Consider the following 18139-nt stretch of genomic DNA (forward strand, 5'->3'; position numbering starts at 1 on the left):
CGCCGGCCCCCGCGCCGGCCCCCGCTCCGGCGCCTGCACCGGCTCCAGCCCCGGCACCCGCCCCCACCGCCCCGGCCACCGCCACTCAGCGCGACGCCGTCCGCCTCGCCGACCAGGCCAGCTTCGGCCCGAGCGAGGCCCTCGTCACCGACATCAAGTCCAAGGGCGCCGCCGCCTGGATCACCGCGCAGATGGCGCTCAACAGCTCGCGCTACACCAGCGGCAAGACCGGCGAGATCCACCAGAACACCAGCGCCACCGACTTCTGCGAGCTGCCGGCCCACGTCAACGAGCCCGACTGCTGGCGCGACTGGTTCTCGACCGAGCCGCTGCTGTGGGATTTCTACCGCAACGCGGTGAAGCAGCCCGACCAGCTGCGCCAGCGCGTCGCGTTCGCGCTGCAGCAGGTCGTCGTCGTCAACAGCCTCGAGGTCAGCGGCAACTACGGCTTCCGCGTCTACTACAACAACCTGCTCGACAACGCGTTCGGCAACTACCGCGACGTGCTCAAGAAGGTGACGCTGTCGCCGGTGATGGGCGACTTCCTGAACAACGCGAACAACGACAAGGCCGCGCCGAACGAGAACTACGCGCGCGAGCTGCTGCAGCTGTTCTCGATCGGCACCTGCGAGCTGAACACCGACGGTTCGCTGAAGACCGGCAAGTGCGTGCCGACCTACAGCAACGACACCGTGCGCGCCTATGCCTTCGCGCTGACCGGCTGGACCTACCCGGCCGGCGGCGCCACCTCGTACGGCTGCTACCCGACCGGCATGAACTGCCGCTACTACGGCGGCGACATGATCGCGGTCGACAAGTTCCACGACACCACCGCGCGCGACCTGCTGGGCGGCGCCCAGCTCGCGGCCGGCACCAAGGCCCCGGCCGCGCTCGAGACCGTGCTCGACAGCCTGATGGCACATCCCAACACCGCGCCCTTCATCGGCAAGCAGCTGATCCAGCAGCTTGTCACCAGCAACCCGACGCCGCAGTACGTGGCCCGCGTGTCGGCCGCGTTCAGCAGCGGCAAGTACACGTACTTCGACAAGAGCTGGGGCAGCGGCAGGAACGGCGACCTGGCCGCCACCGTCGCGGCCGTGCTGCTCGACAGCGAGGCGCGTGCCGAGACCGCCACGCGCAACAGCGGCAAGCTGCGCGAGCCCACGCTGATGTTCACCGGCACGCTGCGCGCGCTGAACGGCAACACCGACGGCGACTCGCTGAGCTGGTGGTGGGGCGACAGCCTGCGCCAGCACGTGTTCCGCCCGCCCTCGGTCTTCAACTACTACCCGCCCGACTACCCGGTGCCCGGCACCACGCTGGTCGGCCCGGCCTTCGGCATCCRCAACGCCAACTCGGCGCTGGAGCGGCTCAACTTCCTGACCTACCTGTTCGACTGGGGCGGCACCAAGCCGGCCGACAGCGGTGCACCGAACCCGGTGGGCACGCTGGTGGACCTCTCGGCCTTCACCGCCGACGCGACCGATGCCGCCAAGCTGGTCGACCGGCTGTCGATGCTGGCGATCGGCCAGGCGCTGCCGGCCGGGCCGCGCACCGACGTGATCGCCGCGGTGTCGGTCTCGGGCTCCAGCACCGACGCGCAGAAGCTCAACCGCGTGAAGATGGCCGCCTACCTCGTGTTCGGCTCGCCCAATTACCAAGTGCAGCGCTGAGGAGCCCGACATGACACACCCCACCCACGCTCCCGCTTCGATGGACCGCCGCCGCTGGCTGCTCGGCTCCGGCGCCACGCTGGCCGGCGCGCTCGGCACCGGCACGCTGTCCAACCTGCTGCTCGGCGCCCGCCCGGCGTACGCGGCCGACTACAAGGCGCTGGTCTGCCTCTTCATGTACGGCGGCAACGACGGCTTCAACACCATCGTGCCGACCGACACCCGCTACGACCAGTACGCGGCCGTGCGCAAGGGCCTCGCGATCCCGAAGGCCAACCTCGTGAACCTGGCCGGCATCAACTACGGGCTGCACCCGTCGCTCGCGGCGCTGTCCACCGCCTGGGCCGACGGCAAGCTCGCGCCGGTGCTGAACCTCGGCACGCTGAACTCGCCGCTCACGAAGGACCAGTACCGTGCCGCCGCTGCCAGCTCCGACCTGCTGCCCGACAACCTGTTCTCGCACTCCGACCAGCAGATCCTGTGGGAGACCGGCACCTCCGACTCGCTGACCCGCACCGGCTGGGGCGGCCGGGCGTCCGAGGCGCTGGGCACCGCGAACCCGGTGATCTCGGTCGCCGGCTCGACGCGCTTCGGCCTGTCGTCGGCCCAGACCCCGCTGGTGCTGCCCGACCCGGGCGCCACGTTCGGCGCCTACAACCTGCAGCCGAAGGACCTGACCAACAACGCGTCGAACACGGCGCGCAAGAAGGCGATCGATGCGCTGTACGCGCAGGCGCAGGATGCCGCGCTCGCCGATGCCTATGCGGCGGCGCAGCGCAACGCCTTCGCCGTGTCGGACCGGCTCGCCGCGACCGTGGCGGTGACGCCCGGCGGCACCGGCGCGCTGGCGGCGATCGACAGCGCGTTCGCGCCGCTGATCTCCGGCAGCACGCTGAAGACGGGGCTGGCCAAGCAGCTCTACCAGGTGGCCAAGCTGATCGCCGCCAACGGCACGGTGCAGGGCAACCGGCAGATCTTCTTCGCGTCGATCGACAGCTTCGACACGCATGCCAACCAGGTCACCGGCGGGCCGACCACCGGCGCCCACGCCGACCTGCTGAAGGAAGTCGGCGACGCGCTGGGCGCGTTCTACGCCGCGATGAAGAACCTCGGCATGGCGGATGCCGTGACGGCCTTCACGCAAAGCGACTTCGGCCGCACCTTCACGCCGAACAACAGCAACGGCACCGACCACGCCTGGGGCAGCAACCACCTGGTGGTGGGCGGCGCGGTGAAGGGCGGCACCAGCTACGGCAGCTTCCCGACGCTGACGCTGGGCGGGCCGGACGACGTCGGCAAGGACAGCTGGGAGCTGCAGGGCCGCTGGATCCCGACCACCTCGGTCGACCAGTACGCGGCCACGATGCTCGGCTGGTTCGGCGCCACCGACACGCAGCTCGCGACCGTGCTGCCGAACCTGAAGAACTTCGCGACGAAGAAGCTCGGCTTCCTGTAGCCGCTCTGTCGCGGATGGCTGCAGCCTGTCCGGCCGATCGGCCGGACCGTCGCCCGGCTGTCGCGCCGCCCCCGTGCCGCCGCTTACAGTGGCTGCATGGTCTCGACTCCCACCCCGCCCGCCGCCCCCGGCTTCACCGGCTCGATGCTGCCGGCCGCCCGCCGCGCCTTCAGCGCCTACGCCCGCTGGCTGGACAGCATCAGCTGGAAGCGCTTCATCCTGCTGTCGGTGCTGGCGCTGATCGCCGCCGGCATCCTGTCCGACCTGCCGCCGTTCAACCTGCGCTGGACCGACGACCGCGTCGTCGTGAAGGGCCCGAAGAAGCGCAAGGCGCCGGCGGTCACGGCACCCGCCGCACCGGCCACGCCCGCCAGCGCCGCGTCGGCCGAGCCGGCCAAGCGCGCCAACGTGACCATCGCCGGCAAGCCGTTCGAGGTCACGATCGACGACAAGGGCGTGCGCATCGGGCCGCTGGAGATCGATGACAAGGGCGTGCGTGCCGGCGGCGTGACGATCGACGATCGCGGCGTGCGCATCGGCCCGGCGGCGCCGGCCGCGTCGGCCGCCGCATCGGCCGCTGCCGGCATCACGATCTCGGTGCCGGCCATCGAGGTCAAGCTGCCGAAGAACGCCGACACCGAGGAGGTGCGTGCCGCGGTCGAGGAGGCCAAGGCCGACATCCAGCGGGCGATCGCCGATGCGCAGGAGGCCGCGGCCGACGCCCAGCGCGAGGCCGCCGACCGCGTGCTCGAGAAGATGGCGGCCGACGACGAGATGGACACCGTCACGATCAAGGGCTTCCGCCCCGGCGACCACCTGCCCGGCTTCACCTTCCTGCTGATCTTCATCTCGATGGTGATCAAGATCATGGCCGCCGGCCGCTTCAAGGCCGAGGCGCAGGCAGTGGTCGCCACCGAGATGGCCGAGTCCGAGGCGCTGAAGCGCCAGGTGATCGAGGCCCGCATGGCCGCGATGCAGGCGCAGGTCGAGCCGCACTTCCTGTTCAACACGCTGGCGAGCATCGACCACCTGATCGAGACCGACCCGCCGCGCGCCAGCAAGATGCAGAAGAACCTGATCGCGCTGCTGCGCGCCAGCATGCCGACGATGCGCGAGGCCAATGCGCAGGCCACGCGCGACCTGGGCCGCGAGCTCGCGGTGATCCGGCCCTACCTGGAGATCCTGAAGGTGCGGATGGAAGAGCGCCTGCAGACCGAGGTGCGCGTGAGCGACGGCCTGCTGTCGGCCGAGTTCCCGCCGATGATGCTGCAGAGCCTGGTCGAGAACGCGATCAAGCACGGGCTGGAACCGAAGGCCGAGGGCGGCGCGCTGACGGTGGCCGCCGAGATCGTGCACGGCAAGCTCGCGGTGTCGGTGGCCGACACCGGCCTCGGCTTCGGCAAGGCCGCGACCGCCGGCACCGGCATCGGCCTCGCGAACATCCGCGAACGCCTGCAGCTGCTGTACGGCAGCGCGGCCAGCCTGACCGTGTCCGAGAACCCCGGTGGCGGCACGCGGGTGACGATCACCGTGCCCTACCGCGCCAAGACCTCCGAAGGAGCCCCTGCATGAAACGCATCCTCAAGCTCTTCCTGTGCCTCGGCCTCAGCGCCCTCGTGATGGCCGGCCTCGCCGCGGCAGCGCTGATCCACAGCCTGCCGGCCGACGGCATCCACGTGAGCATCGACGGCGAGTCGTGGATGCTGCCGTCGCTGCAGGCCGGCCAGTGGCTGGTGATCACCGCCTGCCTGCTGGTGGCCGCGCTGGTGGTGGCGATCGTCGTGCCGTTCACGCTGATGGTGGGCCTGGGCGTGCCGCTGCTGTTCGCCGCGCTGGCCGTCGGCATCGCCGTCGCGGTGGCGCTGATCGCCGCCGGGCTGCTGCTGTCGCCGGTGCTGCTGGTGGCCGGGCTGCTGTGGCTGGTGTGGCGCGTGCTGGAGCGCAAGCCGAAGGCCCCGCAAGCCTCGGCTGAGGCTACGATCCAGGCATGAACATCCGAGCTGTGATTGCCGACGACGAGCGGCTGATGCGCGAGCAGCTTCGCGCGCGACTCGCCGAGGTGTGGCCCGAACTGGAGATCGTCGCCGAGGCGAAGAACGGGATCGAGGCGGTGGAGCTGACCACGCAGCACCGGCCCGACCTGGTCTTCCTCGACATCCGGATGCCGGGCATGACCGGTGTCGAGGCGGCGCGCCAGATCGGCCAGCTGGCGGCCGGCGACGATGATTGGGACGGCTGCGAGATCGTCTTCATCACCGCCTACGACCAGTATGCGGTCGAGGCCTTCGAGCAGGGCRTCGTCGATTACGTGCTGAAGCCGGCCGAGCGCGAGCGGCTCGCGCTGACGGTGGAGCGCATCCGCAAGCGGCTTGCGCAGCGCGCGGCGTCGAACGAGGCGCCGCCGGTGGCCGGCCCCGACATGCAGCAGCTGCTGCAGAAGCTCGCGCAGCAGCTGAACCCGGGCAGCGCGCCGCAGCGGCTGCGCTGGATCCAGGCGACGGTCGGGCAGAGCATCCAGATGATCCCGGTCGACGACGTGCTGTTCTTCATCTCCGACGAGAAGTACACGCGGGTGCAGACGGCGACGATCGAGGCGCTGATCCGCAAGCCGATCAAGGAGCTGCTGGACGAGCTGGACCCGAACCAGTTCTGGCAGATCCACCGCTCGACGCTCGTCAACACGCAGGCGATCTCGGGCGTGACGCGCGACCTGCGCGGGCGTCAGCTGGTGAGCGTCAAGGGGCACAACGAGAAGCTGGAGGTGTCGCGCAGCTTCACCGGCCTGTTCAAGGGGATGTAGCTGCCTTCAGCTGAGCAGCCTGACCAATGCATCCGGATGGATGCCCAGGCCGCCCAGCCCCGCGACGCCCATCAGCACGCCGAAGCCCATCGGCACCCAGGTGAGCCAGTACAGCCACCACAGCTGCGTCAGCGCGGTCACCGCCAGCAGCGCGATCGCGATGGCGAGCGCCGCGTCCGACAGGTCGAACTGGTCATCGCGGAAGTTCAGCGCGTCGTAGGTCTTCTGGTCCTGCTCGGCCTGGGCCTTGACCTCGAGCTTCTTCTTCGCCTGGTCGGCCGCGATCGYGGCGTAGCGGGCGATCTCGGTGTCGTAGGCCGCGGCCTGCGCGCCGCTGCGCTCGGCGCGTGCGAGCCGCAGCTGGGTCAGCGTCGCATCGGCCACCTCCTGCCGCACGTTGCGGGCCTGGTAGTAGGACCAATGGTCCAGCTTGTCGGCCTGCGCCTGCTGCATGGCCTGCACGATGTTGTCGTCCTTGACCTTGCAGATGCCCATGAAGGTCGCGAGGATCGCGACGCTCACCGCCACCACCGCATTCAGCCGCGCATTGCGCTTCGCCACGGAGGAGGCCTCCTGCAGCGACTCCACGGACTGCATCGGGTCCACGTCCATCAGGTCGTCTCCATCGGTTCGCCGCGGCGCATCGAGGCCGCCATCAGGAACTGCGCCGCCCAGTAGGTCGCGAGGATCAGCAGCGCTGCCAGCGGCAGCGGCGGCCCGAAGCGGTCGGTGGCCAGCAAGGCGTCGGAGACGACGAACAGCGCGGCGCCCACGGCCGCGTGCCGCGCGTGGTGCGCCGCGGCTGCGCCATCGGCATGCGCCGCCCGCCAGGCCGTGGCGGCCTGGGCGGCCATCGCCGCGAGGCAGGCCACATACGCGAGCACCGGCACGCGCAAGGGCTGCGGCACGCCGTGCCACAGCAACGCGAGGATCGCGCCGGCCACCAGCGCATACGCGGCGAACGCCACCGGCCAGGCGCCGAAGCGCACGCCGCGCGTGAACGCGGCGATGTACGCCAGGTGCGCCAGCAGGAAGGCCACCAGCCCCGGCAGGAAGCCCTGCACCGGCCACAGCAGCGCCACATCGCCGGCCAGCGACAGCAGCAGCCCCACCCGCACCCAGCGCCGCCGCGCCGGCGCATCGGCCCCGCGCGGCCATGCGAACGCGATGATCAGCAGCGTGGTCAGCGGCTTGAACACGAACAGCCAGTGCGCCGCGATCCAGCCGTCGCCCGACGCGATGGCCAGCGCCGCGCTCGCGACGATGGCCCCTGTCCACACCATCCAGGTGATCGGCTTCATTCCGCCCCCGCCGCCGGTGCTGCCGCCTTGGCCAGTTCGGCCCGCGCCTGCGCCGCGGCGCGCAGCGCCTTCAGCTTCTCGCGCGGGTCTTCCTTCGGGCCGGCCTCGTGCAGCTTCATCTCGCCGATGAAGCGGCTCGGGATGCCCTGCACGAAATCGCGCCCGCGCTTGCGCCGGCGCAGCGTGCTCACCGCGAGCGTCGTGCGGGCCCGCGTGATGCCGACGTACATCAGCCGGCGCTCCTCCTCGAGCCGCTGCGGCGTCATCTCCTCGTCGTCGCTGCGGAACGGCAGCAGCCCTTCGTTGACGCCGGCCAGCACCACGTGCGGCCACTCGAGGCCCTTCGACGCGTGCAGCGTCGACAGCGTGATCACGTCCTGCTCCTCGCCGCGCTCGGCCAGGCTCATGATCACCGAGATGGTCTGCGCGACGTCGAGCACGCTGGTGCGCTCGGTCTCGATGCTCATGCCGCCGTCGTTCTCGATCTCGCCGCCGCAGCGCTTGGCGATCCAGTCGATGAAGTCGATCACGTTCGACCAGCGCGATGCGGCCAGCTTCTCGCTGTCTTCGCCGTCGTACAGGTGCTTCTCGTAGTCGATGTCCTTCAGCCAGCCCATCAGCAGCGCCTTCGCGTCCTCGGCGCCGGTGGTGTGGCGCGCGCGGTACTCGAAATCGCTGACGTAGCGGCCGAACTCGTGCAGCGAGCCGATCGCGCGTGCGTTGATCGCGGTGCCCAGGCTCTCGGCGAACAGCGCCTCGTACAGGCTGGTCTTCCACTTGCCGGCGAACTCGCCGAGGCTGCCGAGCGTCTGGTGGCCGATGCCGCGCTTGGGYGTGGTSACCGCGCGCAGRAASGCCGGGTCGTCGTCGTTGTTGACCAGCAGCCGCAGCCAGGCGCACAGGTCGCGGATCTCGGCGCGGTCGAAGAAGCTCTGGCCGCCCGACACCTTGTACGGCAGCTCGGCCTTGCGCAGGGCTTTCTCGATCACCCGCGCCTGGTGGTTGGCGCGGTACAGGATCGCGAAATCCTTGAACTGCACGCCGTCGGCCGCGCCGTTCGCGCGGATCGCCTGGATGCGCGCCACTGCGCGCTCGGCCTCGTGCTCCTCGTTGTCGCACTCGACCAGCTGCACCGGCTCGCCGTCGCCGAACGCGCTCCACAGCTTCTTCTCGAACAGCTTCGGGTTGTTGCCGATCACGTTGTTGGCGGCGCGCAGGATGTAGCCGGTGGAGCGGTAGTTCTGCTCCAGCGGGATCACCTTCAGGTCGGCGTACTCCTGCGGCAGGCGGCGCAGGTTCTCGATGGTCGCGCCGCGCCAGCCGTAGATGCTCTGGTCGTCGTCGCCCACCGCGGTGAACATGCCGCGCTCGCCGACGATGCTCTTCAGCAGCTCGTACTGGATCGCGTTGGTGTCCTGGTACTCGTCGACGAGCACGTAGCGCAGCGTGTTCTGCCAGGTGGCGCGCGCCTCGGCATCGCGCTTCAGCAGCCGGTACGGCAGGCCGATCAGGTCGTCGAAGTCGACCGCCTGGTAGGCCGCGAGCCGTTCTTCATAGCGCTTCATCACCTTCTGCGCGACCACGTCGTCGTCGGTCTCGGGCTTCACGTCGTCGCTGCCCAGGCCCTCGTTCTTCCACAGGCTGATGGTCCACTGCCAGCGGCGCGCCATCGCGATGTCGGTGGTGCCGCCGGCGTCTTTCAGGATGCCGAGCACGTCGTCGCTGTCGAGGATGCTGAACTTCTCCTTCAGGCCCAGCCGCTCGCCCTCGGCACGCAGGATGCGCACGCCCAGCGAGTGGAAGGTGCTGACCACCAGGTGCTTGGCGGCGCGCGCGCCGATCAGCGACTTGGCGCGCTCGCGCATCTCCTGCGCGGCCTTGTTGGTGAAGGTGATCGCGGCGATCTGCCCCGGCGCATAGCCGGCCTGCAGCAGCCGCGCGATCTTGTGCGTGATCACCCGCGTCTTGCCCGAGCCGGCGCCGGCCAGCACCAGGCAGGGGCCGGACAGGTGCTGCACCGCCTCCATCTGGGCGTTGTTCAGCGTGGAGACGGAATCGGGGGAGGAGGACACGGGGGAACGGCTCGGAAGCAAACTCGCATCGATCATAGGCGAGCGTCCGTCGCGGCGAGTCCGCGTGACTGTGATAGAACAATCGCGATCCCCTCCGAGCTTTCTTGCCGCCCCTTCCATGAGCCCCACTTCCTTCGACCGCCGCCGCCTGTTGCAATGGGCCGCGGCCACGGCATTCGGTACAGGTGCCCCGTTGTTCGTTCGGGCGGCACGTGCCGCCGACATCGACCGCTTCCCGCTCGGCATCGCCTCCGGTTCGCCGCGTGCCGACAGCGTCGTGCTGTGGACRCGCCTGATCGGTGCCGACCTGCCGGCGCGCGTGCCGGTGCAGTGGGAGCTGGCGCGCGACGAGGCCTTCACCCAGGTCGTCGCGCGCGGCACCGAGACCGCCGAGGCCGCCTGGGGCCACAGCGTGCATGCGCAGCCGCGCGAGCTCGCGCCGTCGCGCAGCTACTTCTACCGCTTCACCGCGCTCGGCGCGCGCAGCGCGACCGGCCGCACCCGCACCGCGCCGCCGGCCGGCGCGAGCGAATCGCTGGCCTTCGCGATCGCGTCGTGCCAGCGCTGGGACCATGGCCACTTCGCGGCGTGGCGCCACCTTGCCGACGAATCGCCCGACCTGGTCGTCTTCCTCGGCGACTACATCTACGAGTACGGCCCGGTCGCCGGCCGCGTGCGCGTGCACGAGGGCAGCGGCGACGCGACGACGCTCGCGCAGTACCGGGCCCGCTATGCGCAGTACAAGGGCGATGCCGACCTGCAGCGCATCCATGCCGTGGCGCCGTGGATCGTCACCTGGGACGACCACGAGGTCGCGAACGACTACGCGAACGACCAGGGCCAGGACCTGGCGCCGAACTTCCTCGAACGCCGCGCCGCAGCCTACCAGGCCTGGTGGGAGCACATGCCGCTGCCGCTGTCGGCGCGGCCGGTGCGCGCGAATGCGCAGGTGTTCGACCGCTACGACTGGGGCGCTCTGGCGCGCTTCCATGTGCTCGACGACCGCCAGTACCGCGACCACCAGGCCTGCCCGAAGCCGGGCCGCGGCGGCTCGAGCACCATCGACCTGGCCGCCTGCCCCGAGCTGATGAAGCCCGGACGCACGCTGCTCGGCGCGGCGCAGGAGCGCTGGCTGGGCGAGGGCCTGGCACAGACCGACGCACGCTGGAACCTGCTCGCGCAGCAGACGCTGATGGCGCCGTTCACCTGGACGAAGGAAGGCCGCTTCTGGACCGACGGCTGGGCCGGCTACCCGGTCGCGCGCGAGCGGCTGCTCGACACGCTGGCCGAGCGGCGCGCCGCCAACCCGGTGGTGCTGAGCGGCGATGTGCACTGCAACTACGTCGCCGACCTGAAGCGCCGCCCCGGCGATGCGGCACCGCTCGCCACCGAGTTCTGCGGCACCTCGATCACGAGCCACGGCATGGCGCAGGACCGGCTCGATGCGGCGCTGCCGCTGAACCCGCACATCCGCTATGCGCGCAGCGAGGAGCGCGGCTACATGAGCTTCCGGCTGGATCCGCAGCGCCTGGAGGCCGCGTTGCGCGTGGTCAGCGATGCAAACGATCCCAACGCGAGCATCCGTACTGCGGCGCGCTATGGCGTCGAGGCCGGGCGGGCGGGCGCGCAGGTCGGATGACGAAGAAGGGCCAATCCACCCCTTCAAATGGGTTATTGGCGTTGCGCGCGCAGATGGCGAATACTCGCGGCACACCATGAGACAGTTCATCCGCCACCCTGTCGATCTGCCGGTCGAGATCGGTACCGGCAACCTGCACGGCCCGGCGGCTGCGGCGCATGCGCATGACATCAGCGCGGGCGGCCTGGCGGTGCATGTCGACCGCGCGGTGGCGCCGGGCGAGCATGTGCACATCTGCATTCCCTATGTGCAGCCGGCCTTCGAGGCCGATGCCCGCGTGGCCTGGTGCGAGCCGAGCGAGATCGAAGGCTACGAGGTGGGCGTGACCTTCCTCGATGCCGAGGTCGCGTTCCTCGCGCGCATGGTCGAGCAGGTGTGCCACATCGAGGACTACCGGCAGTCGGTCAGCCGCATCGAGGGCCGGCAGCTCAGCGCGGAGGAAGCGGCGACCGAATGGATCGACCGCTATGCGCGCGACTTTCCGGCCATCGCCGCCGGCCGGCCGCACTGAGCCGCCGCGCATCAGCGCGGCGAGCGCAGATCCTGCAGCAAGCTGCCCACCGCATGGACTTCTTCTTCGTGGCCCTGGTGGCGCCACGGTTCGGCCAGCGCATCGGCGTACCACGACTGCATGGCCGGCAAGGCCAGCAGGCGCGCGAGGTACTCGTTCGAACGCGCCGAGAGCGTCGGTGAATAAGTCTGCGCCCGAAAGGCCAGCGGTGCGAAGAACGCATCCACGGCCGTGAACTGCGGGCCCGCCAGGAACGGCCCGCCGAAGCGGGCGAGCCCTTCATCCCACAACGCCGAGAGCCGGTCCCACTCCGCCTGCAGCGCCGGCGGCACCGGCTCGATCCGCACCCGCACGCCACAGTTCATCGAGCACAGGTTGCGCACGGTGAAGAAGCCGGAATGCATCTCGGCGGCCGCGCTGCGCGCCCAGGCCCGCGCGCCGCGCTCCACCGGCCAGGCCCGTGGATGCGCCTCGGCCAGGTACTCGATGATCGCCAGCGAATCCCAGACCACCGTCTCGCCATCGACCAGGCAGGGCACCTTGCCCGAGGGCGAGAAGGCGCCGAAGACCTCCGCCTGCGAGCCCGCGCCGAACGGCACCAGCTGTTCGTCGAACGGGATCTGCAGCGTGCGCATCAGCACCCACGGGCGCAGCGACCACGACGAGTAGTTCTTGTTGGCGATGAAGAGCTTCAGGGGAGGGTGTGCGGCCATGCGGCAGTGTAGGCAAAGTGGCCAGGCGTGCACCGGACGGCCGGCTGTCTTAGCATCGCGCGATGGATGCCCGCTCCGCCCTCCTGTGCGCCGGATTGCTGCTGTCGCTGCCGTGCACCTCGGCGCAGGCGCAGCCGGTCGACGTGCAGGTGGTGCTGCAGGACGGCAAGGTCGTGCTCGACGTCACAGCGAGCGTGGCCGCCGAGCGCGAGCAGGTGTGGGCGGTGCTGACCGACTACGAGCACATGGCGGGCTTCGTCTCGAACCTGAAGTCGAGCGCGGTGATCGGCCATGAGGGTGGCGCGCTGCAGGTCGAGCAAAGCGGCGAGGCGCGCCACGGCCTGCTGCACTTCGCGTTCCACAGCGTGCGCTCGGTCGAGCTGGTCGCGCCGCAGGAGATCCGCTCGCACCTGGTCAGCGGCGATTTCAAGAGCTACGAGGCGACGACCCGCCTCACGGCACCCGACAGCGGGCACACGTTGATCACCTTCCACGGCGAGTACGTGCCGAACCGCTGGGTGCCGCCGGGCATCGGGCCGTCGCTGATCAAGTCGGAGACGGGCAGGCAGTACGACGAGCTGATCGCCGAGATCCGGCGGCGACAGGGCGCTGCGGCGCACGTGGCCTCGCCGGCGTCGTCGCCTGCCTCGCCCTGAAAGAGGTCCGTACACGGGCGATACTTGCCCGCTGTGCAGTCCATCCTCGCCGTCACCATCCCCTTCTTCGCGTTGGTGCTGTGCGGCTACCTCGCCGCCCGCCAGCACGTGCTGCCCGAAGCCGCGATCCCCGGCCTCAACGCCTTCGTGCTGTTCTTCGCGCTGCCGTGCATGCTGTTCCGCTTCGGCGCCAGCATGCCGTTCGCGCAGCTGATCGATCCGGCGCTGATCGGCATCTACGCCGCCTGTGCGCTGCTGGTGGTGGTGCTGACGGTCACGCTGACGATGCGGCGCGGCCTCGACCTGAAGAACGCCGCCTTCGGCGCGCTGGTCGCCGCGTTCCCGAACACCGGCTTCATGGGTGTGCCGCTGCTGGCCGCGCTGCTCGGCGAGCGCGCCGCCGGGCCGGTGATCGGCACCGTGCTGGTCGACCTGCTGCTCACCAGCTCGCTGTGCGTGGCACTCGCGCAATCGCGCCGGCACGACGGCACGCCGCACGACGACCTCGGCGTCTCGCTGCGCCGCTCGCTGCGCGGCGCGCTCGGCAACCCGCTGCCGTGGGCGATCGGGCTCGGCGCGCTGCTGGCCGCCAGCGGCCGTGAACTGCCGGGGCCGCTCGCGCAGATCGTGCGGATGCTGGGCGATGCGGCGACGCCGGTCGCGCTGTTCACGATCGGCGCCGTGCTGTGGCGCGCCGGCCAGCATGCGCACAGCCGCACGCCGCTCGGGCGCTACCTGCCGGTCGCGCTGATCAAGCTGTTCGTGCACCCGCTGCTGGTGTTCGGCCTCGGGCTGGCGGCGCGCCGGGCCGGCCTCGCGGTCAGCGATTTCGGGCTGGCCGTGCTGACGCTGGCGGCCGCGCTGCCGAGCGCGAGCAACGTCTCGCTGCTGGCCGAGCGCTACCGGGCCGACAACGGCCGCATCGCCCGCATCATCATGGCCAGCACCGTGCTGGCCTTCGCCAGCTTCTCGCTGCTGGCGGGCTGGCTGATCCCGCTGGCGGGCGGCGGCTGAGGTCGATTTAAATTCGCTATTGACGTTCTTTGATCAATTGAATTTACGGCGAGAGGCGGCTTTCCGACACTGAGGGCACCGAACCAGGAGCCCTCGCATGAGCCAAACCCCTTCCCGCCTCACCACCGCCTCCGGCATTCCGGTGGTCGACAACCAGAACTCGATCACCGCCGGCCCGCGCGGCCCGGTGCTGCTGCAGGATTTCCACCTGATCGAGAAACTGCAGCACTTCAACCGCGAACGCATCCCCGAGCGCGTCGTGCACGCGAAGGGCTCGGGTGCCTACGGCACCTTCACCGTCACGCACGACATCAGCCGCTACACCCACGCGAAGCTGTTCAGCGCGATCGGCAAGCAGACCGAGACCTTCGTGCGCTTCTCGACCGTCGGCGGCGAGAAGGGCAGTGCCGACACCGAGCGCGACCCGCGCGGCTTCGCGGTGCGCTTCTACACCGAAGACGGCAACTGGGACCTGGTCGGCAACAACACGCCGATGTTCTTCATCAAGGACGCGATCAAGTTCCCCGATTTCGTCCACACGCAGAAGCGCGATCCGCAGACGAACCTGAAGTCGGCGACGATGATGTGGGACTTCTGGAGCCGCGCGCCGGAAAGCCTGCACCAGGTGACGATGCTGTTCAGCGACCGGGGCACGCCGGACGGCTACCGCCACATGGACGGCTTCGGCAGCCACACCTTCAGCCTGGTCAACGCGGGCGGCGAGCGGGTGTGGGTCAAGTGGCACCTGAAGACGCAGCAGGGGATCAAGAACCTGCTGCCCGAGGACGCGGCACGGCTGGCCGGCAGCGACCCCGACCATGCGCAGCGCGACCTGTTCGGTGCCATCGCGGCGGGCGACTTCCCGAAGTGGAACGTGTTCATCCAGGTGATGACCGAGGCCGAGGCGGCGACGTGGGAAGCGCGCACCGGCTGGAACCCGTTCGACCTGACCAAGGTGTGGCCGCACAAGGATTTCCCGCGCATCCCGGTCGGCGTGCTGGAGCTGAACCGCAACCCGGTGAACTACCACGCCGAGGTGGAGCAGGCCGCGCTGTCGCCGGCCAACATCGTGCCGGGCCTGGGCTTCAGCCCCGACAAGATGCTGCAGGGCCGGCTGTTCGCGTACCACGATGCGCAGCTGTACCGCGTGGGCACCAACCACCAGCACCTGCCGGTGAACCGGCCGCGCTGCCCGGTGCACCACCAGCAGCGCGACGGCAGCATGGCCGGCAGCGCGGGCGACCCGAACGGCAGCAGCGCCGCGCAGAACTACGCGCCGGTGGATGCGCGCGGCAGTGCGCCGCAGGGCTTCGGGCACGGCGACGCCGGCTGGCCGCTGGATGGCGCGGCCGCTCGCTACGACGAGCGCGGCGAGTCGGACGACTTCACGCAGGCCGGCAACCTGTTCCGCCTGCTGCCGGCCGACGAGCAGGAGCGCCTGACGAGCAACATCGCGAACGCGATGCGCGGCGTGCCGTCGGATGAGATCCGCCTGCGGCAGATCGGGCACTTCACGAAGGCCGATCCGGCCTACGGCGCCGCGGTGGCCCGCAAGCTGGCCGAAGGGGGTGCACGATGAAGACCGTCCGCCTCGCGATCGGGATGCTGATCAACGGCCTCGGCTTCGGCATCCTGATCACCCACTGGATAGCCTGATCGGCATACTGGCGAGATGCATGCAGCCACCCTGAACGCACTCGCCAGTTTCCCCGACCAGCTCGCGGCCTTCTACGCCGAGGTTCCCCGCGGGTACGAGACCTTCGTGCCCGACAGTTGGGACGGCGTGCCGAGCGAGGCCTTGTCGCCGCTCGCGCAGCTGTGCCACGTGCGCGACATCGAGATCGACGGCTACCACGTGCGCCTGCGGCGCACGCTGGACGAAGACCGGCCGCTGCTCGCGTCGATCGACACCGATGCGCTCGCGATCGAGCGCGACTATGCACATGCCGATGCGGCGCAGGCGCTGGCGGCGTTCCGCGTGGCGCGCGAGCAGACGCTGGCGCTGCTGCGGCGCATCGAGCCGCCCCAGTGGGAGCGCACCGCCGTGTTCGAGGGCTATGGCGCGCTGACGCTGCTCAGCCTGGTGCACTACCTCGCGAGCCACGACCAGCAGCACCTGGCCGGCCTGCAGTGGCTGCTCGGCAAGATCGACGCGGCGCGCGCGGCTTCGGCCGTCAGCTGAATCCTTACCAGCTGAGCGGATTGACGCGGTAGAACCGGCTCAGTTCGGCGAACAGCGCCGGATGCTGCGCGGCCATCTGCGGCGCCTGCTCGAAGAACACCTCGCTCGCGACCGCGAAGAACTCGGCCGGGTTGGTGGCGCCGTAGTGGCTCAACAGCGTCTCCTCGCCGCGCTCGGCCTGCTGCTGCAGCAGCGCGAATTCGCTGCCGAACACCTGCGCCCAGCGCGCGCGGTGGCGGCGGCCGATCCACGGTGCGCCGTTCGCGTCGCCGTTCTCCTGGTCGAGCTGGTGCGCGAACTCGTGGATCACGACGTTGCGGCCGTCGTCCGCCTCGGCGGCGCCTTCCAGCGCGTCGTGCCACGACAGGATCACCTGGCCCTGCGACCACGATTCGCCGGCCAGCACCTGGCGCTGCTCCTGCAGCACGCCGGCCGGGCCGGTGTGCACCTTGTCGACGACGAAAGCGCCCGGGTAGACCAGCACCTGGCTCAGGTTCGGGAAGTAGCCGGGCCGGCGCTTGTTCAGCAGCAGCAGGCAGGCCTGCGCGGCGATCGTCACGCGCATCGCCTCGGTGACCTCGAGGCCGCCGCAGCCGATGAACACCTTTTCGGCGAGGAACACCTGCATGTGCTTCTTCAGCTGCAACTGCAGGTCGGCCGGCATGCCGCGCACATAGGGCACGTGCCGGCGCAGGATCTGCCGCCATTCGGCCGGGAACGGGCGGGCGCGCACCCGGCGGCGGCGCAGTTCGATCCACGACGGTTCGCCGATCAGCCAGGCGATGAAGGCGCCGACGAGGCACACGACGATGATGAGGGTCAGCACGGTGTGGTGTCCTTGTCGGTGGAGATTCCCACGTGGAGCCGGGCTCCGGCATTTCAATGCGAGTGTGCGGCGGGAGCTTGCCTCCAAAGGTAACCGCCGGCCCCACTGCTACAGTGGCGACCGCTTTTCACGGCCCGCGCCCATGTCACATCCCATCGTCATCCTCGGCACCGGCCTCGCCGGTTTCACGCTCGCGCGCGAACTGCGCAAGCTCGACACCACGACCCCGCTCGTCATCGTCAGCCGCGACCAGGCCGGCTTCTATTCGAAGCCGATGCTGTCGAACGCGCTGGCCGGCAAGAAGACCGCCGCGTCGCTGGTGATGAAGCCGGCCGAGAAGATGGCGGCCGAGTTGAACGCGACGCTGCGCGCGAACGCGGTCGTCGCGCGCATCGACACGGCCGCGCAGGTGGTCGAGCTCGATGGCGGCGAGGCGATCGCCTACCGCGACCTGGTGCTCGCGCTCGGTGCCGACCCGATCCGCGTGCCGCTTGCCGGCGATGGCGCCGACGACGTGCTGTCGGTCAACGACCTCGACGACTACGCCCGCTTCGCCGACCGGCTCGACGGCGTGCAGCGCGTCGCGATCCTCGGCGCCGGGCTGATCGGCTGCGAGTTCGCGAACGACCTGCTCGCGCGCGGCATCGCGCCGACGGTGATCGATCTTGCACCGCGCGCGCTGCCGCGCTTGCTGCCGGAGCAGGCCAGCACGCGGCTGCGCGAGAAGCTGGAGGCGGCCGGGGTGGGCTTCCGCTTCAACACCTCGGTCGCGGCGGTGCAGCGCGACGGCAGCGGCTTCACGCTGACGTTGAAAGATGGCGGCACGCTCGCCGCCGACCTGGTGCTGTCGGCCGTCGGCCTGCGCCCGCGCACGGGGCTCGCGCACGCAGCCGGCATCACCACCAACCGCGGCATCGTGACGAACCGGCTGCTCGCGACCAGCGCCGCGAACGTGCATGCACTCGGCGACTGCGCCGAGGTCGACGGCCACACGCTGCCCTATGTGATGCCGATCATGCAGCAGGCCCGCGCGCTGGCCGCGACGCTGGCCGGCAAGCCGACGCCCGTCGTCTACCCGGCGATGCCGGTGATCGTGAAGACGCCGGCCTGCCCGACGGTGGTGTGCCCGCCGCCGCTCGACGCGTCGGGCGCGTGGACGGTGACGCTCAGCGACGACGGCTGCGATGCGCGCTTCCACAGCGGCGACGGGCAGCTGCTCGGCTTCGCGCTGCTCGGCAGTGCCACGGCGCAGCGGCAGGCGCTGGTGCCGCAGGTGCCGGGGCTGCTGGTGTAGCT

Annotated in this window: 17 protein-coding genes; 12 read left to right on the forward strand and 5 right to left on the reverse strand. The window is 70.3% G+C overall.

Annotation, left to right across the window (positions count from 1 at the left end):
* From AC1D12_RS06305 to AC1D12_RS06325, 5 genes are all read left to right on the forward strand, one after another.
* Positions 1-1673 (forward strand): DUF1800 domain-containing protein (locus AC1D12_RS06305; protein WP_477839422.1); only part of this gene is annotated, 1673 nt, incomplete at its 5' end.
* 10 nt (positions 1674-1683) lie between these two features.
* Complete coding sequence (locus tag AC1D12_RS06310; RefSeq protein ID WP_047501764.1) at positions 1684-3129, forward strand: DUF1501 domain-containing protein; 1446 nt, start codon at positions 1684-1686, stop codon at positions 3127-3129.
* A gap of 96 nt (positions 3130-3225) precedes the next feature.
* Positions 3226-4701: a sensor histidine kinase gene (locus AC1D12_RS06315; RefSeq protein ID WP_477839424.1), complete on the forward strand. Its 1476-nt coding sequence runs from the start codon at positions 3226-3228 to the stop codon at positions 4699-4701.
* Entirely contained in the window at positions 4698-5120 is a 423-nt protein-coding gene (locus AC1D12_RS06320) for a hypothetical protein (RefSeq protein WP_477824747.1), read from the forward strand. Before AC1D12_RS06315 ends, AC1D12_RS06320 begins: the two co-directional genes overlap by 4 nt.
* Positions 5117-5929, forward strand: coding sequence for a LytR/AlgR family response regulator transcription factor (locus AC1D12_RS06325; RefSeq protein ID WP_477839426.1), 813 nt, complete (start codon positions 5117-5119; stop codon positions 5927-5929). The genes AC1D12_RS06320 and AC1D12_RS06325 overlap by 4 nt, the downstream gene beginning before the upstream one ends.
* 6 nt (positions 5930-5935) lie before the next feature.
* On the opposite strand, the gene AC1D12_RS06330 is transcribed toward AC1D12_RS06325, so the two are convergent.
* From AC1D12_RS06330 to AC1D12_RS06340, 3 genes are read right to left on the reverse strand one after another with little or no spacing between them, the layout of a single operon-like run.
* A complete protein-coding gene (locus AC1D12_RS06330; protein WP_477839428.1) occupies positions 5936-6541 on the reverse strand; it encodes a DUF4337 domain-containing protein in 606 nt (201 codons plus the stop codon).
* Positions 6541-7230 carry a lysoplasmalogenase gene (locus tag AC1D12_RS06335; protein ID WP_477824749.1) on the reverse strand — a complete coding sequence of 230 codons (690 nt, stop codon included), beginning with the start codon at positions 7228-7230 and terminating at the stop codon, positions 6541-6543. Before AC1D12_RS06335 ends, AC1D12_RS06330 begins: the two co-directional genes overlap by 1 nt.
* Entirely contained in the window at positions 7227-9338 is a 2112-nt protein-coding gene (locus AC1D12_RS06340; RefSeq protein ID WP_477839430.1) for an ATP-dependent helicase, read from the reverse strand. The genes AC1D12_RS06335 and AC1D12_RS06340 overlap by 4 nt, the downstream gene beginning before the upstream one ends.
* Before the next feature lie 82 nt (positions 9339-9420).
* On the opposite strand from AC1D12_RS06340, the gene AC1D12_RS06345 reads away from it, so the two are divergent.
* Together AC1D12_RS06345 and AC1D12_RS06350 are read left to right on the forward strand one after the other, a co-directional pair.
* Entirely contained in the window at positions 9421-10941 is a 1521-nt protein-coding gene (locus tag AC1D12_RS06345; protein ID WP_477824751.1) for an alkaline phosphatase D family protein, read from the forward strand.
* 76 nt (positions 10942-11017) lie between these two features.
* Positions 11018-11452 carry a PilZ domain-containing protein gene (locus AC1D12_RS06350; RefSeq protein WP_047501777.1) on the forward strand — a complete coding sequence of 145 codons (435 nt, stop codon included), beginning with the start codon at positions 11018-11020 and terminating at the stop codon, positions 11450-11452.
* An 11-nt stretch (positions 11453-11463) separates the two neighbouring features.
* On the opposite strand, the gene AC1D12_RS06355 is transcribed toward AC1D12_RS06350, so the two are convergent.
* Positions 11464-12165, reverse strand: coding sequence for a glutathione S-transferase N-terminal domain-containing protein (locus tag AC1D12_RS06355; RefSeq protein WP_047501779.1), 702 nt, complete (start codon positions 12163-12165; stop codon positions 11464-11466).
* Between the two features lie 62 nt (positions 12166-12227).
* On the opposite strand from AC1D12_RS06355, the gene AC1D12_RS06360 reads away from it, so the two are divergent.
* The 4 genes from AC1D12_RS06360 (at position 12228) to AC1D12_RS06375 (ending at position 16017) form a co-directional block, all read left to right on the forward strand.
* On the forward strand, positions 12228-12821 hold the full coding sequence (locus AC1D12_RS06360; RefSeq protein WP_477824752.1) for an SRPBCC family protein: 594 nt from the start codon (positions 12228-12230) through the stop codon (positions 12819-12821).
* A 33-nt stretch (positions 12822-12854) separates the two neighbouring features.
* A complete protein-coding gene (locus AC1D12_RS06365; protein ID WP_477839432.1) occupies positions 12855-13835 on the forward strand; it encodes an AEC family transporter in 981 nt (326 codons plus the stop codon).
* Between the two features lie 97 nt (positions 13836-13932).
* Positions 13933-15414: a catalase gene (locus AC1D12_RS06370; RefSeq protein ID WP_465111564.1), complete on the forward strand. Its 1482-nt coding sequence runs from the start codon at positions 13933-13935 to the stop codon at positions 15412-15414.
* 93 nt (positions 15415-15507) lie between these two features.
* Positions 15508-16017, forward strand: a complete 510-nt coding sequence (locus AC1D12_RS06375; RefSeq protein ID WP_477824755.1) for a DinB family protein — start codon at positions 15508-15510, stop codon at positions 16015-16017.
* Between the two features lie 4 nt (positions 16018-16021).
* Here the strand turns inward: AC1D12_RS06375 and AC1D12_RS06380 are convergent, their stop codons facing one another.
* Complete coding sequence (locus tag AC1D12_RS06380; RefSeq protein ID WP_477824756.1) at positions 16022-16843, reverse strand: M90 family metallopeptidase; 822 nt, start codon at positions 16841-16843, stop codon at positions 16022-16024.
* A gap of 142 nt (positions 16844-16985) precedes the next feature.
* On the opposite strand from AC1D12_RS06380, the gene AC1D12_RS06385 reads away from it, so the two are divergent.
* On the forward strand, positions 16986-18137 hold the full coding sequence (locus AC1D12_RS06385; protein ID WP_465111567.1) for an NAD(P)/FAD-dependent oxidoreductase: 1152 nt from the start codon (positions 16986-16988) through the stop codon (positions 18135-18137).
* Positions 18138-18139 lie beyond the last annotated feature (2 nt).

Source organism: Rhizobacter sp. P1_G5 (genome assembly GCF_056405435.1).